General features: G+C 40.0%; 16 protein-coding genes. All 16 read right to left on the reverse strand.

Features of this window, described 5'->3' with window-relative positions; genetic code table 11:
- Positions 1 to 5 precede the first annotated feature (5 nt).
- Positions 6 to 1,277, reverse strand: a complete 1,272-nt coding sequence (locus ACNPNW_RS18485; RefSeq protein ID WP_448767315.1) for a polysaccharide biosynthesis protein — start codon at positions 1,275 to 1,277, stop codon at positions 6 to 8.
- A 2-nt stretch (positions 1,278 to 1,279) separates the two neighbouring features.
- Entirely contained in the window at positions 1,280 to 2,443 is a 1,164-nt protein-coding gene (locus tag ACNPNW_RS18490) for a glycosyltransferase family 4 protein (protein WP_448767316.1), read from the reverse strand.
- A 7-nt stretch (positions 2,444 to 2,450) separates the two neighbouring features.
- Positions 2,451 to 3,794: a hypothetical protein gene (locus ACNPNW_RS18495; protein ID WP_448767317.1), complete on the reverse strand. Its 1,344-nt coding sequence runs from the start codon at positions 3,792 to 3,794 to the stop codon at positions 2,451 to 2,453.
- 95 nt (positions 3,795 to 3,889) lie between these two features.
- On the reverse strand, positions 3,890 to 4,336 hold the full coding sequence (locus ACNPNW_RS18500) for a GDP-mannose mannosyl hydrolase (RefSeq protein ID WP_448767318.1): 447 nt from the start codon (positions 4,334 to 4,336) through the stop codon (positions 3,890 to 3,892).
- Entirely contained in the window at positions 4,336 to 5,310 is a 975-nt protein-coding gene (gene fcl, locus ACNPNW_RS18505) for a GDP-L-fucose synthase (protein ID WP_448767319.1), read from the reverse strand. The genes ACNPNW_RS18500 and fcl overlap by 1 nt, the downstream gene beginning before the upstream one ends.
- 3 nt (positions 5,311 to 5,313) lie before the next feature.
- Positions 5,314 to 6,432, reverse strand: a complete 1,119-nt coding sequence (gene gmd, locus ACNPNW_RS18510) for a GDP-mannose 4,6-dehydratase (protein ID WP_448767320.1) — start codon at positions 6,430 to 6,432, stop codon at positions 5,314 to 5,316.
- 39 nt (positions 6,433 to 6,471) lie between these two features.
- Positions 6,472 to 7,638: a nucleotide sugar dehydrogenase gene (locus ACNPNW_RS18515; protein WP_448767321.1), complete on the reverse strand. Its 1,167-nt coding sequence runs from the start codon at positions 7,636 to 7,638 to the stop codon at positions 6,472 to 6,474.
- Between the two features lie 206 nt (positions 7,639 to 7,844).
- Complete coding sequence (locus ACNPNW_RS18520) at positions 7,845 to 9,704, reverse strand: polysaccharide biosynthesis protein (protein ID WP_448767322.1); 1,860 nt, start codon at positions 9,702 to 9,704, stop codon at positions 7,845 to 7,847.
- Between the two features lie 57 nt (positions 9,705 to 9,761).
- Positions 9,762 to 10,931, reverse strand: a complete 1,170-nt coding sequence (locus tag ACNPNW_RS18525; protein WP_448767323.1) for a DegT/DnrJ/EryC1/StrS family aminotransferase — start codon at positions 10,929 to 10,931, stop codon at positions 9,762 to 9,764.
- Between the two features lie 22 nt (positions 10,932 to 10,953).
- Positions 10,954 to 11,610: a NeuD/PglB/VioB family sugar acetyltransferase gene (locus ACNPNW_RS18530; protein WP_448767324.1), complete on the reverse strand. Its 657-nt coding sequence runs from the start codon at positions 11,608 to 11,610 to the stop codon at positions 10,954 to 10,956.
- Positions 11,603 to 12,211, reverse strand: a complete 609-nt coding sequence (locus tag ACNPNW_RS18535; RefSeq protein WP_448767325.1) for a sugar transferase — start codon at positions 12,209 to 12,211, stop codon at positions 11,603 to 11,605. Before ACNPNW_RS18535 ends, ACNPNW_RS18530 begins: the two co-directional genes overlap by 8 nt.
- Positions 12,212 to 12,229: 18 nt before the next feature.
- Complete coding sequence (locus ACNPNW_RS18540) at positions 12,230 to 12,772, reverse strand: serine O-acetyltransferase (protein ID WP_448767326.1); 543 nt, start codon at positions 12,770 to 12,772, stop codon at positions 12,230 to 12,232.
- A gap of 46 nt (positions 12,773 to 12,818) precedes the next feature.
- Complete coding sequence (locus ACNPNW_RS18545; RefSeq protein WP_448767327.1) at positions 12,819 to 13,967, reverse strand: glycosyltransferase family 4 protein; 1,149 nt, start codon at positions 13,965 to 13,967, stop codon at positions 12,819 to 12,821.
- A complete protein-coding gene (locus ACNPNW_RS18550) occupies positions 13,964 to 15,058 on the reverse strand; it encodes a glycosyltransferase (RefSeq protein WP_448767328.1) in 1,095 nt (364 codons plus the stop codon). The genes ACNPNW_RS18545 and ACNPNW_RS18550 overlap by 4 nt, the downstream gene beginning before the upstream one ends.
- Positions 15,055 to 16,173: a glycosyltransferase gene (locus ACNPNW_RS18555; protein ID WP_448767329.1), complete on the reverse strand. Its 1,119-nt coding sequence runs from the start codon at positions 16,171 to 16,173 to the stop codon at positions 15,055 to 15,057. The genes ACNPNW_RS18550 and ACNPNW_RS18555 overlap by 4 nt, the downstream gene beginning before the upstream one ends.
- 33 nt (positions 16,174 to 16,206) lie before the next feature.
- The gene (locus ACNPNW_RS18560) at positions 16,207 to 16,755 is read right to left on the reverse strand and encodes an acyltransferase (RefSeq protein WP_448767330.1); all 549 of its coding nucleotides are present in this window, start codon (positions 16,753 to 16,755) and stop codon (positions 16,207 to 16,209) included.
- Between the last annotated feature and the right edge of the window lie 62 nt (positions 16,756 to 16,817).

Consider the following 16,817-nt stretch of genomic DNA (forward strand, 5'->3'; position numbering starts at 1 on the left):
TAGAATTAGTTTGTATTCAATTTAATATTTCGATTTTTATATGCAAAATAAAAATCGAAACTTGTTGCACATAAAACACCTATGCCAAAAGCAAGCTGTAAAAGAAGAGCATCTGAAAGTTTACTCAAATCTAAGAATAATGGTGAAATTACACATAGACTTAGTCCAACTGGAATTTGCACCCAACTAAATTTTACCCAACCTCTATGGGCTAAAAGAGCCCACGCAGTATGAGTCGCTCTTAAAAACACAGCAACACTCACTGCTATAATTAATTCATGATTTAAGTCTGCATAATTTGGACCAACTATCCACAATAGTATTTGAGGGAAAAATATTGCTAAACTTAACAGCATAAAACCCGGTATCAATGTCACGAATACCAAAGGAAAATATATTTTAAATGCTTGAATTGTATTTGAACGGGAAAAATAAGGGATAAGAAAAGCAAAAGTAAGTGCTTCAACAGGCAGTAAGAGCTGGTTAATACGAGTTAAAGCACCAAATCCTGCTACTTCATTCACTGTGCCATAAAAAGTCAAAACAATTAAGATTAATTGTGATTGAAAAACAGTATACAATTCAACAGGCATCTGTCTTTTTACACCTGTTTTAATTTCAGTAAGATCCTTATCTAGAGGAACTTTTGGTTTTTCTTTCGGAAGTAATAGATCTATCCATTTAAGAATAGGCCCTATTCTTAGCAGTGCAACCAACACACTTAAAAGAACTGCTGTTAAAAGATTTAACAGACCAAAATAAAATAAAAGGAATATACAACACAGCCGAAAAAACGATAAAGCTGTATCCAATATCTGTATTTTTGTTGTTTGTTTTGCGAAATAAAGAACCTGATCGACTAATCGAGTTCTTAAATCTGCCCACCAAAACAGAATAAAAAGAATTAGAATTACTGTTGTATTTATTGGACTAACTTCATTATTTCGTAATAATATCCAAGTGGCTAAAATTAGAAAAGGCATAATAAAAATAGATATCAGTCTTCTAACGGATAACACAGCCACGATTGCTTCAGATACACGATTCATATCAGGCCATACTCGACCTAAAATTGCCGTATAACCTAAATGAGCCCCACCTTTAGTCAAAAGTGTTATAGCACCCATTAATACAATAATAATTGTATATGCAGCATAGTCTTCGACAGATAACCAACGAGCTAACAGTAACCCTGCAATAGCGGCTGTACCTTGTGCAGCCACATTACCTGTTAAAAAAACTGTGAGGCGCTTAATAAAACTCTTATTTAGATTCATGATTACTGTCTATTGCTTAAAGCAGCCTTATAAACTGATATCATTTGCTGACCATATTGCTCCCATCCACCTAATTTTTTTACTGAACTAAGTGCATTCTGACCCATTTGATCTCTCAAACTTGGATTGAAGGCAAGTCTTTCCAATTTTTCAGCAAGTTTCTCAGGTGATCTTATGGGAATGATATAGCCATTCTCTCCTTCATTTACGATTGAGGCTCCCCCAGCATTTGCAGTAACAATTACAGGACATGCACAGGCCATTGCTTCACCAACTGCCATACCAAAACCGTCCTCGATACTTGGCAAACAAAAAACATGACTTCTACTTAATAAGTTTTTCAGTTCTGGTTGAGAAACATGCCCTTTTAATTCAATGTTATCGGCTGATAATTCTTTATCAAAAAGTTCTTTAATCTCTTGATCTAAAGTACCAACAAGTGTCAGTTTCTTATTAGGAATATTTGCCTTATTGAAACCATCTAATAAGTCTTTAATACCCTTACGAGCAGAAATACGGCCTACAAAAACTATTTCAAATGAATCTTCTGGTGGTTTTGCGACTGGATGAAACATTTGAAGATTGACACCATATGGCACAATTGCAATTTTTTCAGAAGGAATACCTTCACTCATGAAACTGTCAGCTACAAATTGTGATGGAACAACAATAAGGTCAGCTAACTCATATTCTTTTATTTCACGATAAAATGTATTTGGCTGTCTACGTGGGTTTAGGCCTAGACGAGCATTTTCTTCTTGTAGAATGCGCTCACGCCAAGCCATATGCGTACAGCCCCGATCACACACATATAACATACCTCTACTTTTTGCTTTAGCTCCACTGATGAGACCAACACCTTCATGCCCAACAAAGATATCTGCTTTTGGCATTTTTTTAGCTACATATCGATCTAATGTCTCAACAGACAGCTGGTGTAATCCATCTAATATAGGCTCCGGCAGATTGAAAGGTAAAAAACGTGTGCCTAATAAAAATGGTCTTACCCAAGGAAAGGTCTTAACATATTTTTTAGATACACCTTCTCTCTCTAGTTTAGACCATGGAAATCCACTATAAATACATTCTAGATGACCATTTTTTCCCAATTCTTTTGCAAGAGGGAATATATGGAAACGACCAACTGTGGATAAAATAATTTTCATAAATACTCTAAGATATTCTGAATTTCGAATTTAACTTATAAAAAATATAAATAAATACTAATATAATAACTCCATTCCTAAAAACAAATGGAAGTATCTGATCAATTTCTTTCTCTACGAATTGATATGTTAAAATACAACCAAAAACTCCCCAGATACGCCCATTGATTTTACCGAAGAAAAACTCCATGAACATAAAGAATGGCATTAATATAAAAAAAGGATATAAAATTACGCCTGTTAACCCTGATGCAGCAAGTGAACTCGCAATAAAGCCAATTACAGGTCTGGCAACTGAACCAGTACTTCTGATTCCATAATTCCATGCTACTAAATCTGGGCCTGTTTCTGGATCTTTCGATATTAGAAATGAAGGAAGGATAGATTCGAAAGTTTCTTCAACAAATGGTGTAATCCCCATTGTTGGCTTATTATTTAAATTAATTTCTCTGGATACTTGATCTATTGGCAAGATTAAGAAAGCTCTATCTAAATTTAAGGAGTTAGGATAAATATAGCTACTATACTCAGCATAAGAATATGAAAAACCCTGCATAATTAAACTTTCTGCTTCATATAACTTTATAGGATTAAAATCATTATCTTTCGCTATACTATATGCATAATCTATTCTTTCATTAAATGACAAACCCTTATAATCTGATCTCATTAAATGTAATAGTGGAGACAAAAACAAAAATAAAAACAAAAATAAAAATGCAGCATATGCAAAGACTTTAAATTTTATTTTGATTTTAAATGCAATAATACAAAGAGAAGCCAGTAAAATAAAATCAATAACTTCCTTTTTAGTATTATTAAAAATACTAATTAACAAAACCAAAAAAGCTAAGCAAGCAACTAAATAACCATTCCTTTTACTATAATCTTGAGAATAAAGATAAAAAGAAAATATACTACCTAATAGGAAAATAAAGGACAGTGAACCAAAACCACCAAATGCACTACTTGTATCTTCAGCACCTGTGCCCAATAAAGCATGTAAAATTTTTACAAAAATGCCTAGTAATATAAGTATTAAAGCAGAGTTTTCTAAAAAACTTCTTTTTTGTATTTTATCACCTATGCTTAATACCCTATTTCCGACAATTATCTTCGCTAAAATAGCGCATAGAGAAATAACTAAAAAGCCTATTACTAAATAAATCACTGATTCTAGTGGATTCATTAAATTTTTTTGTAATGATTGCCCTAAAAATGCTTTTACAATAAGAGCCGCAGCCCCACAATACATGGAAAATATAAAAATAAATATGTTAGAATAAGTTAACTCCTTAGGAGTAATAAAAACAATTCCAACAATTGATACGAAAAGAAATGATAATACCAAGTATATATACGAATCGATAAATAGGTGAAATATCGAAGCACCACTCAATATTAAAAAATAAGTAAGTATCAATTTTTTTTTATTGATGATATTTATCACTTTAATTTTCCAAAATATAATTTAACGTAGTCATGAGCAGCATCAAACCCATCCCATTGAATGTGATAATTTTGCAGATTGTTCGTAATCATTATATTTTCCAAAAAAAGTTCGTAGGCTAACACGATGTAATGCGTACTTACATCATCACAAAACACACAATCATCATAAAAATGCTCAAATACACCTAAAAACTTGGCATCTGCACGGGTAACCCCCGATTCAATCCCAAGCTCCTCTTTCACCAAACGAACAAAAGCATCATCTAAAGTTTCATTTTTACGAACACGCCCCCCAGGCACAAACCAATAGCCCTTGGCAGGTGCATTGACACGTTTACCTAATAAAACCTCACCCTGCTCATTTCGAACAATCAAATCAATCGAAATCAGCGGTGTATGCTGAATAACACTTTTAAAAGTTTCGTCTGGTAACCACATCATTAAGACCGCGCAGAATCAATATTGTTTAAATACCATTGATAAGCATCACGTAAACCATCTTCCAATGAAATACTTGCCTTCCAACCTAAATCAGCTAGACGACTCACATCCATCAATTTACGTGGTGTGCCATCAGGTTTCGTTGCATCAAACTCCAAACGACGTGCAAAACCTGTCACTTTAGCAACAGTTTCAGCCAGTTCACGAATGGTGCAATCAATCCCTGTACCTACGTTGATATGACTTAGCATCGGTTGTGTATTGGCTTTAAACGTTTCAGTGTCTAATTCCATCACATGAATACTGGCTGCTGCCATATCATCCACATGTAGGAACTCACGCATTGGCGTACCACTGCCCCAAATCGTCACCACCTCAGCATTCTCTTTGACTGCTTCATGGAAACGACGCAGTAATGCCGGAATGACATGACTATTTTCTGGATGGAAGTTATCGTTCGGGCCATATAAATTGGTTGGCATCACACTACGGTAATCACGCCCAAACTGGCGGTTGTAACTTTCACACAGCTTAATCCCAGCAATCTTCGCAATCGCATAAGGCTCATTCGTGCATTCCAAAGTTCCTGTAAGTAAGGCATTTTCTTGCATCGGTTGTGGTGCAAATTTTGGATAAATACAAGATGAACCTAAGAACATCAGTTTTTGTACACCATGTACATGCGCAGAATGAATCACATTGGCTTCAATCATTAAATTTTCATAAATGAAATCGGCAGGATAAGTATTATTGGCATGAATACCACCCACTTTCGCTGCCGCCAAATACACCTGATCAATATTTTGATCTGCAAAAAACTGCTGTACCGCAGCTTGATTACACAAATCCAGTTCAGCATGCGTTGCTGTGATAATGTGCTGATAACCTTTGGCTTGAAGCTGACGCACAATTGCAGAACCGACCATCCCACGATGGCCTGCCACAAAAATGCGTTGATTTACATCAACTGACATTGATTAGTGCTCCAAAGATACAGAAACATAATGACCATGTGCTTTTAACAGAGCCACACGTTGTGCTTCTTTAAGATCTTCCGCCACCATTTCAGCACACATTTCTTGTACTGTAATTTCCGGCGTCCAACCTAATACTTCTTTAGCTTTTGTTGGATCGCCAAGTAAGGTTTCAACTTCTGCAGGACGGAAGTAACGTGGATCCACTGCAACCAACACATCACCCACTTGAACTGATGGTGCTTTATCACCTTCAACTTTGGTCACAATGCCTTTTTCATCTACACCTGTACCCGTGAATTCTAACGTAATGCCCAGCTCGGCAGCAGACCATTCAATAAATTGACGCACGCTGTATTGAACACCAGTTGCAATCACAAAATCTTCAGGCTTGTCTTGTTGCAACATCATCCATTGCATACGTACATAGTCTTTTGCATGCCCCCAGTCACGTAAAGAATCTAAGTTACCCATATATAGGCACTGATCAAGACCTTGCGCAATATTGGCTAAACCACGGGTAATTTTACGGGTGACAAATGTTTCACCGCGGCGTGGAGATTCATGGTTAAACAAAATCCCATTACATGCAAACATGCCGTATGCTTCACGATAGTTGACTGCAATCCAGTACGCATAAAGTTTAGCTACCGCATATGGTGAACGTGGATGGAAAGGTGTGGTTTCTTTTTGTGGAATTTCTTGCACTAAACCATAAAGCTCAGACGTAGAGGCTTGGTAAAATTTAGTTTTCTTTTCTAAACCTAAGAAACGAATCGCTTCTAAAAGACGTAGTGTTCCAATAGCATCTACATCAGCAGTGTATTCAGGCGACTCAAATGATACCGCTACGTGAGATTGGGCACCTAAGTTATATACTTCGTCAGGTTGAACTTCCGCGAGAATACGCGTTAAATTTGATGAGTCGGTTAGATCACCATAATGTAAATGTAGACGTGCATGAGATTCGTGCGGATCTTGGTAGATATGATCAATACGTTGTGTATTAAATAAAGAAGAACGGCGTTTAATCCCGTGGACTTCATAGCCTTTTTCTAATAAAAATTCTGCAAGGTATGAACCATCTTGTCCTGTAATGCCTGTAATGAGCGCTTTTTTCATCATTAAATCCTAAATAAATTATCTAATTAAAATAAAAAATTAATTATCGCCAAATAAATCACGTGTATAAACTTTAGCTTTTACAGTTTCCAAATCTATATGCATGCGATTTGCCAAAATCACATCTGACTTAGATAGAAATTCTGTTAATTCACTATATAAAGTATAACCTTCAAATTGTGTAGTCTTTAACGTTGGCTCATATACTACGACTTCAATATTATACTCTTTCAACTCACGCATAATATCCTGTATGGCAGAATCACGGAAATTATCAGAGCCAGCTTTCATTGTTAAACGGTAAACCCCAACAATATTAGGACGTTTCTTCAGTATCTCTTTTACAATAAACTTTTTACGCGTTTTATTAGATTGAATAATGGCTTGAATTAAATTTTGAGGCACATCTTTATAATTTGCTAATAATTGCTTGGTATCCTTTGGTAAACAATAGCCGCCATAACCAAATGAAGGATTATTATAATGCTGCCCAATGCGCGGGTCTAATCCAACCCCACGCACAATATCAAAACTTTCTAAACCATGTTTTGCACAATAAGTATCCAACTCATTAAAATAAGCAACACGCATCGCCAAATAAGTATTTGAAAACAACTTCACAGCTTCAGCTTCAGTAGACTCCATACATAAAGTTGGAGCATTTTTCTCGACAGTTGCATTTAAATACAATTGTGCAATTGCTTCCCCACGCGCTGACTTTTCCCCAACGATTATTCGTGATGGATACAGATTGTCATAGAGTGCTCTGCCCTCACGTAAGAACTCAGGACTGAAGATGATTTGTTCAGTTTGAAATTTTGCTTTAATTTGTGCGGTATAACCCACGGGAATCGTAGATTTAATAATAATAGGAGCTGATGCATTAATCTGCAAAATATCTGAAATTACACTTTCAATCGATGATGTATCAAACGAGTTAGTATCTGAATCATAATTGGTCGGTGTTGCAATAATAATATAGTCCGCATCTTTATATGCAAGTTGCTTATCTGTCGTCGCTATTAAATTCAGATCTTGCTGTAAATATTTTTCGATATATTCATCTGCAATAGGGGAGATTTTTTGATTAATTTTTTCTACGCGTATTTGATCAATATCTAAACTAATGACATGATGTCCTGTGGCAAAAAGTACAGCATTCGAAAGACCCACATATCCTGTACCCACAATCGTTATTTTATGCATATAAAATAGCTCTTTAATAAAATTTTATTTCCAATCTAAAAGTTTAATTAGAAAGATAGATATAAAATATCAAAATAAATGACTTTAACATGACGAAATATCTACAATGATAGTGTAACAAATTAGAATAAAAACATTAACTAAATATGTTTTATCTAAAAATGATTGAGTTAAATTAAATAAATATATGAAAATAATAAATTTACTTAACTGTTAAAATTTTCAACTCTATATCCATCAACGTATTTTTTTAAAATCATAACCAGATCATTTTCATTTGCTCGAACATCACACTGCTGTAAATTCTCAAATACTGTACTTATTTCTGAAAATTCAAAATACTTTTCAAATGACTTCAAAATCCGTTCATGTTCAGTTTTCTCTATATTATCCGCATTAATCAACAACTCTTCATACAACTTCTCACCGGGGCGCAATCCGGTAAACTCAATTTCAATATCCCCCACCCCATGTTCATCCGCAGGACGGTAACCACTTAGTCGAATCATTTGTTTAGCCAAGTCAACAATTTTAACTGATTCACCCATATCCAATAAAAACACATCACCCCCAGTCCCCATAGCTCCTGCCTGAATTACTAACTGAGCAGCTTCAGGAATGGTCATAAAGTAGCGTGTCACTTCCGGATGCGTCACCGTGACCGGTCCGCCTTGAGCAATCTGCTTTTTAAATAACGGAACCACTGAACCCGATGAACCCAAGACATTGCCAAAACGTACTATACTGATTTGTGTTTGCGGTTTTGTTGCAGCCAAACCCTGACAGTACAGTTCTGCCATCCGTTTAGATGCCCCCATAACATTGGTCGGGCGCACGGCTTTATCGGTCGAGATTAAAACAAAGGTTTCCACCTTTTGGTTCACCGCAGCATCAACACTTCTTGCCGTACCAATCGAAGTGTTATAAATTCCTTCAAACGGGTTAGCTTCAACCAATGGCACATGTTTATAGGCTGCGGCATGATAAACGGTTTGGACTTGATATTCTGCAATAATACGTTCCAATTTTTGTTGATTTGTAACAGAACCTAAAACTGGAATCACTTGGATACCTGGATCTTGTAGTTCATGGTCAATCGAATACAAGGCAAACTCTGACATTTCAAACAAAACGAGGTACTTTGGCTGATGTTTCATAATTTGACGACAGAGTTCAGAACCAATCGAGCCCCCCGCCCCAGTCACCATCACCACTTTATTCTTGATATTTTTTTCTAAAAGTTCAGTTTTTGGAGGTACAGGATCACGGCCCAGTAAATCAATAATATCCACTTCACGGATATCAGAGACTTTGACTTGTCCATCGACCAATTGCGTAACACCTGGCAATTCCATAATTTTGACATCTGTCACTTCGAGTGACTCAATCATCTCTTTTTTACGGGCACGCCCTACTGAAGGCATTGCCAATAAAATTTCTTCAATCCCAAACTTACCTAATTTACTTTGAGCACATTTTGCTGAATAAATCTTTAAACCGCTTAAAGACTGCCCTTGTAATGATTTTTTATCGTCAATAAAACAAACGGGGAGATAATCATCAGAACGGTTTAAGGCTGCCGCAATTTGCTGTCCAGCAAGGCCTGCCCCATAAATAGCGACACGTTTACGGTTTTGTTTTTTGGCAAAGGTTTTGAGTGTTGCATAACGAATGACCGCACGACTCCACCACATGTATGAAAACAACATAAAGCCATACATGAGTGGAATACTCATCGGAATAAACGCGCCATCTATTTTTTTTAGGATATATAACGCTACAATCTGAATGAAGGTTCCGATGGAAATTCGCAGTAAATAGTCTTCATTAAAAGATCGGACAATCGCTTTATAGATACCGAGCAATGCGAACACCAAAATGCCAAACGCACCAACATACAAATACCATGCATCAAGTCCTTGCATTACCTGTACATTAGGGCGTGCCAAACGAATGGCATAAGCCAACCACATCATGAATGGCAGCATCAAAATATCCATCGTCACCAAAACGATTTGTTTTTGACGACGTGGTAAGGAAGCAATGGTGCGGATAATATCTTTCACAAAAGACTCGAAGCTGGACAGCATAAGATCAAGACGTGATTATACGCCATCAGCAATTTAGATACGTGAAATTACAGTTCGAATGACCGCTATTGTTTTTTGCATGCTTTGTTCAGACAAGGTTGGATGCACCAGAAACATCAGACTGTTTTCACCCAATTGCTGGGCATTGTGCAAACGCTGTTTAGGACGCCACGGTGTATCATCAAAAGCATGTTCCAAATAAACTTCTGAACATGAGCCACTAAAGCATGGCACACCCTGTGCATTGATCTCCGTCATGATGCGGTCACGTGACCAGCCTTCAGGTAGTACATCGGCATTGACCTGCACATAACATTTATAAGCGGCATGCACATAATCAGCGGAAGGTTTAGACACAGTAAAATACGGACTATTTTCAAAAGCAGCTTGAATACGTGCCATATGGGCATTGCGTTTTGCTGTCCAATCCGGCATCTGTTTCAGCTGGAGTCGTCCAATCACTGCCTGCATTTCCATCATGCGCCAGTTGGTGCCAAATGAATCATGTAACCAGCGGAATCCTGGTGGATGCTGCGTATTGTAGACGCTGTCAAAGTTTTTGCCATGATCTTTATAGGACCACATTTTTTTCCAAAGTGCTTCATCATTGGTGGTGACCATGCCGCCTTCACCGCCCGTGGTCATGATTTTGTCCTGACAGAAGGACCATGCGCCAATATGACCAATCGAGCCAGCAGATTTGCCTTTATACATTGCGCCATGCGCCTGAGCGCAGTCTTCAATCACATAGAGGCCTTTTTCCTCGGCCAATTGCATGATCGGGTCCATATCGCACATCCAGCCGGCCAGATGTACGCAGATAATCGCTTTGGTATTTGGGGTCAGCACCTCTTCAATGGTACGGAGTGAAATGTTTTGTGAATCCAGTTCAACATCGGCAAAAACCGGATTGGCCCCGGCTATCACAATTGAACTTGCAGATGCTAAAAAGGTGCGTGAGGTGACAATCACATCATCATCCTGACCAATGCCCAGTGCTTTTAAAGCCAGATCCAGCGCTACAGTGCCATTCGCCACAGCCACGGCATAATCCGTTCCGGCAAATTGTGCAAATTCCTTTTCAAATTCACGACATTCCTGACCGGTCCAGTAATTCACTTTATTGGATAAAAGGACTTTTGAAACCGCATCTGCCTCTGCTTGCGTGAAACTTGGCCACGGCTCAAATGCACTGTTTAACATGGAATTTTCCTAGCTTTAAATTCTATCTGGATTTAACGATACGCGCCGGATTGCCCACCACGGTAACGCCAGCCGGCACACTTTTGGTCACCACGGCGCCCATACCGACAATCGCACCACGACCGATAACCAAAGGTTGATCGGGGCTGCCCTGCTTGATCATGGCACCGGCACCAATGTAGGCGTGGTCTTGAATATGAATATTGCCGTTGCATTTTACCCCTGGTGCAAAGGTAACGAAATCCCCAATCACGCAATCATGCTCGACATAGCTGTATAAATTGGCGTGGAAGCATTTTCCAATTTTAATATTCGAGGTAATAGTCACAAATGGACTCAAGGCTGCACCAGCTGCAATCTGGACATCATCCATCAGCACCACATTATCTGCCATAACCGACCAGAGCTGAATACCATCCGCTTCCAGGCGATTGGCGATTTTTTCACGCACCTGGCTATTGGCAATTGCAATCAGCACCTGTTTTTGCACAGCGGGTTCAACCAGAAAGCTGGCATAGTTCATGGCACGATGAGCATTGACCGTGGTGATGGCAGTCTGTGCATCATCAATAAAAACAATTTCAGATCGGTCCTGTTCACGGGCCAGTTGCTGCCGCGCCACCGGCATCAGGCTACGCCCACAGCCTGAAGCCCCATATATGGCATAGAGTTTATTCATTTTTCTGTTCCGGTGTGCCGGTAAATTTTGTCATGGTTGCCTCGCCTTCGGCACTGATGTCATCCTTGGCCAGCACTTTTTTCACGGTTTTCAGCATAATTTTAAAGTCCAGCCACAGCGACTGATTTTCGACGTACCAGGTATCCAGCTTGAATTTTTCTTCCCAGCTGATGGCATTACGCCCATTGACCTGTGCATAACCGGTAATACCCGGACGCACATTATGGCGCTTGGCCTGCTGGCTATTGTATAAAGGCAGATATTCCATTAACAGTGGCCGTGGTCCAACGATACTCATCTCACCTTTAATTACATTCCACAGTTCCGGCATTTCATCCAGACTGCTTGAACGCAGCATTTGACCAAATGGGGTGAGACGCTCACTATCGGGTAATGGATTTCCGTTTTCATCCACTGCATCTTTCATGCTGCGAAACTTGATCATTTCAAAGGGTTTGCCATGCAGCCCCGGACGCACCTGGCGGAACAGCACCGGTGAGCCTAAATTTTTACGCACCTTATAGGCCACAAACAGATATAACGGAGACAGCAGCAGCAAGGCCGTCGAGGCAATCACCACATCCAGAACACGCTTTAACATTCATTTCACCCGTTTGATCTATTCAAGATCGGTCCAACGTCTATTCACCAAGCCACCCGGATTGTTCATATGCAACACTTTTGCATAATTGCCCGCAGCGGTGGCACCTTCTGGAATATCCTTGGTGACGACACTGCCCGCGCCAATCGTTGCATTGGAGCCAATTTTAACCTGGTTCACAATACAGACCTGAGGACCGATATAAACATTATCACCAATTTCGGCAGCCTGACGCCCCCCATTCGCACCAATGGTGCTAAATTGCGACAAATTTACATTATTCCCAATGACGGTTGAAGGATTGACCACCAATGGCCCACCATGACCGATATACAAGCCATAGCCAATCTTTGTGGTGAGGTGAATATCAATGCCGTATTGCTTTTTCTTGTAATAATAAATAGGATAGGCAAATTTTGCCCACATGGATTTTGCGCTGGCGAGTCGCAACCAGACTGAAAAGTTAAAACCACGATTAAACAAATAGTTTTTTAAAAAGAGTTTAAAACTGATCTTTCCGGTATAGCGATACAAGTCACTTTTAATGTATTTCACGATCATAAGACCATCTCTGAATTATTTATCCTGTCCAGCCGATTCATCTTGGTCATGGCTTAGCAATGATCTGCATTTCTGTCAGCATATGCCGGTTCACTTGATGCACATCATATTTATTGAGTACCATTTCACGGGAACGCTGTCCCATATAGGCAATCAGCTTGGGATCTTCAATAAAATACTGCATCGCCTGTACCAGATCATCGACCGATTTCACCGCCACCAGATAGCCATTTACGCCATTACTCACCGTTTCACGACAGCCCGGTGCATCGGTGGTAATAATGGCTCGACCCATTGCCATGGCCTCCAGCACGGTCCGTGGGGTTCCTTCCCGGTAAGAAGGCAATACATAGACCGAACTTGCTGCGATGGCCGGACGTACATCACCCAGTTTACCCCAATACTTCACGGTTTTTTCCTGTACCCAGGTATCAAGCTCAGCTTGCGAAATCACAGAAGGATTGTCATCAATCCAGCCGACCAGATGAAATTCCGTTTCAGGATATTGGGCCTTGATGATGCTGGCTGCTGCGGCATATTCACGCACGCCCTTATCTCCCAGTAATCGGGCAATCAATAGAAATGAGGCTTTCACCTGTCCTTCTTCATTTAGCGGTAAAGGCATGAGCTCAAAATCCTGCACATTCACCCCTGAACCATTGACCACCACGGTTGGCTTGTTTGCAGGCAATAGCTGCATGTCCTGAAAGAGTTTTAAATCATCCGGATTCTGGAAAAACACCTTATGGGCATGTTTTAAAGCCTGGGCATATAAGCCATGCACCAGTTTTTGAAAAAAGCTGCGTTTGCCCGATTCAATATTTTGAAAGGCATAACCCAGCCCGGTAATCAAGGCAAAACGCTGTGGTACCCGCGCCAGCCATGCAGCCAATGTCCCGTAAATCACCGGTTTAATGGTATAGCTCAGCACTATGTCCGGCTGAATCTGGCGGATCATCTGATACAGGGTTTGCAGCAACTTGAGATCGGCCAGTGGATTGGTGCCCGCGCGCTGCATGGGGATGCCATGCACCTGATAGCCCAACTGCTGCAACTGTTTTAATTCATCAGGAAAATCCGTCAGGTCCGGTGCAAACACATGAATTTCATAACCTTGAGCATGAATCGCTTCTAACAGTTTGCCTCTAAAATTCAATGCTGAAGGCAGATAGCTACAAATCATCAAAAACTTCATGCACCTTGTCTCCACATGTCCAGATACTGCTGACTCACGCTTTCAATACTAAAATGTTGTTCCACCCGTGCACGAGTGGCTTGTTTCAACTGTAATTTTTCCACCTGGCTAGAATGGACATAATCCAAAATAGCATTGGCCAGTGCCTCCGGATCGCGTGGCGGCACAATAGCACCCAGCTGATCGACAATATATCTGGCATCGCCCACATCGGTACTGATACAAGGCAGACCGGATGCCATGGCTTCGACCAGAACATTGGGAAAACCTTCAGTAATTGAAGTCATCAAAAAGGCATCCACCGACTGATAAAATGCTGGCATATCGGAAACCTGATCGAGCAAATGGACTTTGTTTTCATCTAGCCCAAATTGTTCAAACAGGGCTTTCACTTCGGGATTCTCTAAGTTTGCCCCACTGCCAGCAATTTTAAAAATAATCGGCTGATCTTTCAGTTTTGCCAGAGTCGCAAAAAGATAGGGATAGCCTTTTGCCGTATGATAACGCCCGGCAAAACCAATCACGCAGGGTTCATGCAATTCAGGGTTGGGCTGGAATGTGTCCAGAAACACGCCATTGGCAATCACATACTGATGAGCATTTTGAAAGCCAAAATCGCCATGTTGCTGTTTGGATGAATGTGCACAGTAAATAATAGCACTTGGCTGTTTTGATAAAATCTTGCTTAAGCCTAATGCAATTTTGGTGCTGATCGATTCATCTTTCGGTGACGAAAGCGAATGATGAATGCCCCACACCACATTCGGCTTTTGCGCTAACCCTATGACACTTAAACTGGTCAACGCATTAGCATGATACATCCAACATTGCACAGTTTTCGGTTGCAATTGTTTCAGTAGCGTTCGTAGTTTTTTGATGATACCAAGTGTGCTAATGCCATTCCAACCTAAAGCATAATGTGACTGACAACGATCAAGCGTAGTTTGATAGATATCCGAAGTTTTCATCAAGCTGATAATTACATGCTGATATTGATCCTCGGTATATTGAATCAGACGAGCCAACATCATCTCTGCCCCACCAACCCCAGCAAAATTAGTGATGACATGTACCATTAACGGCTTACTCATGATGATGACTCCATCATGTTCAAATACTGTTTCAGCACGGTTTGCTTATAAAACTGCTGAATATGGGCTTCGAAATCTGCATTTGAATATTGCATATAATCCGCAAAAATCGCCTGTTGCATCGCTTGGGTGAACCCTGCTTGATCATTACACTCAACCAATAAGCCAAATTTAGAGTTGTCTAAAATCTCCATTGGCCCACTTGGGCAATTGGTACTGACAACTTTGACTTTGGATGCCAATGCTTGAATCAACACACCCGGTAAACCTTCCCAATTGGAGCTCAATACAAACAGTGAAGCATATTTAAAATAAGCATACGGGTTCGAATCAAAACCAGGTAAATCGACTACCTCGGTTAAGCCAAGTTCAGCAATTAAAGCTTCAAACTCTGACCGCAGTTCACCCTCACCTAAAATAATCAGGCGTGTACCCAGATGCTGATCATGCAAAGTTTTAAAAGAGCGAATCAGAAAGTCAAAGTTCTTGGCTTCTGTTAAACGTCCCACTGCCAAAATGACTCTATTCGTATCATTGAAAAATCTGTGGGTCACAGGTACTTTCAGTTTTTCAAAATAGGCATCATCGAGCACAGGGTTGTAAATGGTGCTCAGGTTATTTTTTTTATAACTGTAATATTCACAGAAATCTGCTTCAACGCCTTTAGAGACACAGATCACTTGCTGTGCCATCGGATACGTCCAATTGACCAAAATTTTTAGTACAAACTTAGCAATACCCTGTAATTTCATATTTTTCGACGGCGTGGAAACTTCACGGAAGATCAACCGGGTGTTCACTCCCGCTATTTTTTTGGCAATGCCTGCTACAATATTGGTATGAGTTTGGGTGGCAACAAGGCAATCATATTGTTCAGCTTTCATTTTTATTTTTAATGAGGTGATGCTGTTCATCACTCGACCACAATTAAAATTAATTAACTCAATTTTAGGGCTGACTTCTGGCAATAGTTTGGCTTTATCACCATGCAGATCACACACGCCCAAATGGATCTTCAGCCCTTGTTCGGCAAAGCAATTGGCCAGTTGAATGACCGTACGTTCTGCACCGCCACCGCCCAAGCTTGGCAAAAAGAACATGACTTTATTCAACATAATGCGACCTAAATAACATGAAATGGGAAAATATTAGTTTGAGGTTTTTGAGGCTTGAATCGCCATGGCACGTTCCACACGTGCACGGTAATCCGTGATGCCGACCAAGTCACTATCACTGGCGCAGGTGCTTTGAATTTTGGCTTGATAATCAGCAAAACTCGACACGACTTTGGCAGGTACACCAATCGCCACACTATGGTTAGGAATATCTTTGGTGACCACCGAACCTGCGCCAATCACCACATTAGAGCCAATGGTGACACCAGGCATGATAATCGTATTTACCCCAATAAACACATGCGAGCCAACCTGAATTGGGGCAAAACGTTGATAGCGTTTACCGTGCTCATCTTTAACCAAACAGGTACTGCCATCATGGGTAATAAACTTTACGCCTGAAGTCACGGTAACATGATCACCCATTGAGATTAAAAACGGTTCTGAGCCCCAATTTTTAATATAAATTCGGCAGTTTTCACCGACCTTTACTCCCTTTTTACGTGCATATGCCACACTGCCTTTGGACATAAAATACGCCAAATCAAATAGCTGTCGAAAAGCAGAAACAAGAAATGCCATATACATGACCTATGTCAGGTTGTAAAAAGGAGGAAAAATCGCTGAATATTTTACGCTGAAAA

Source organism: Acinetobacter endophylla (genome assembly GCF_053543775.1).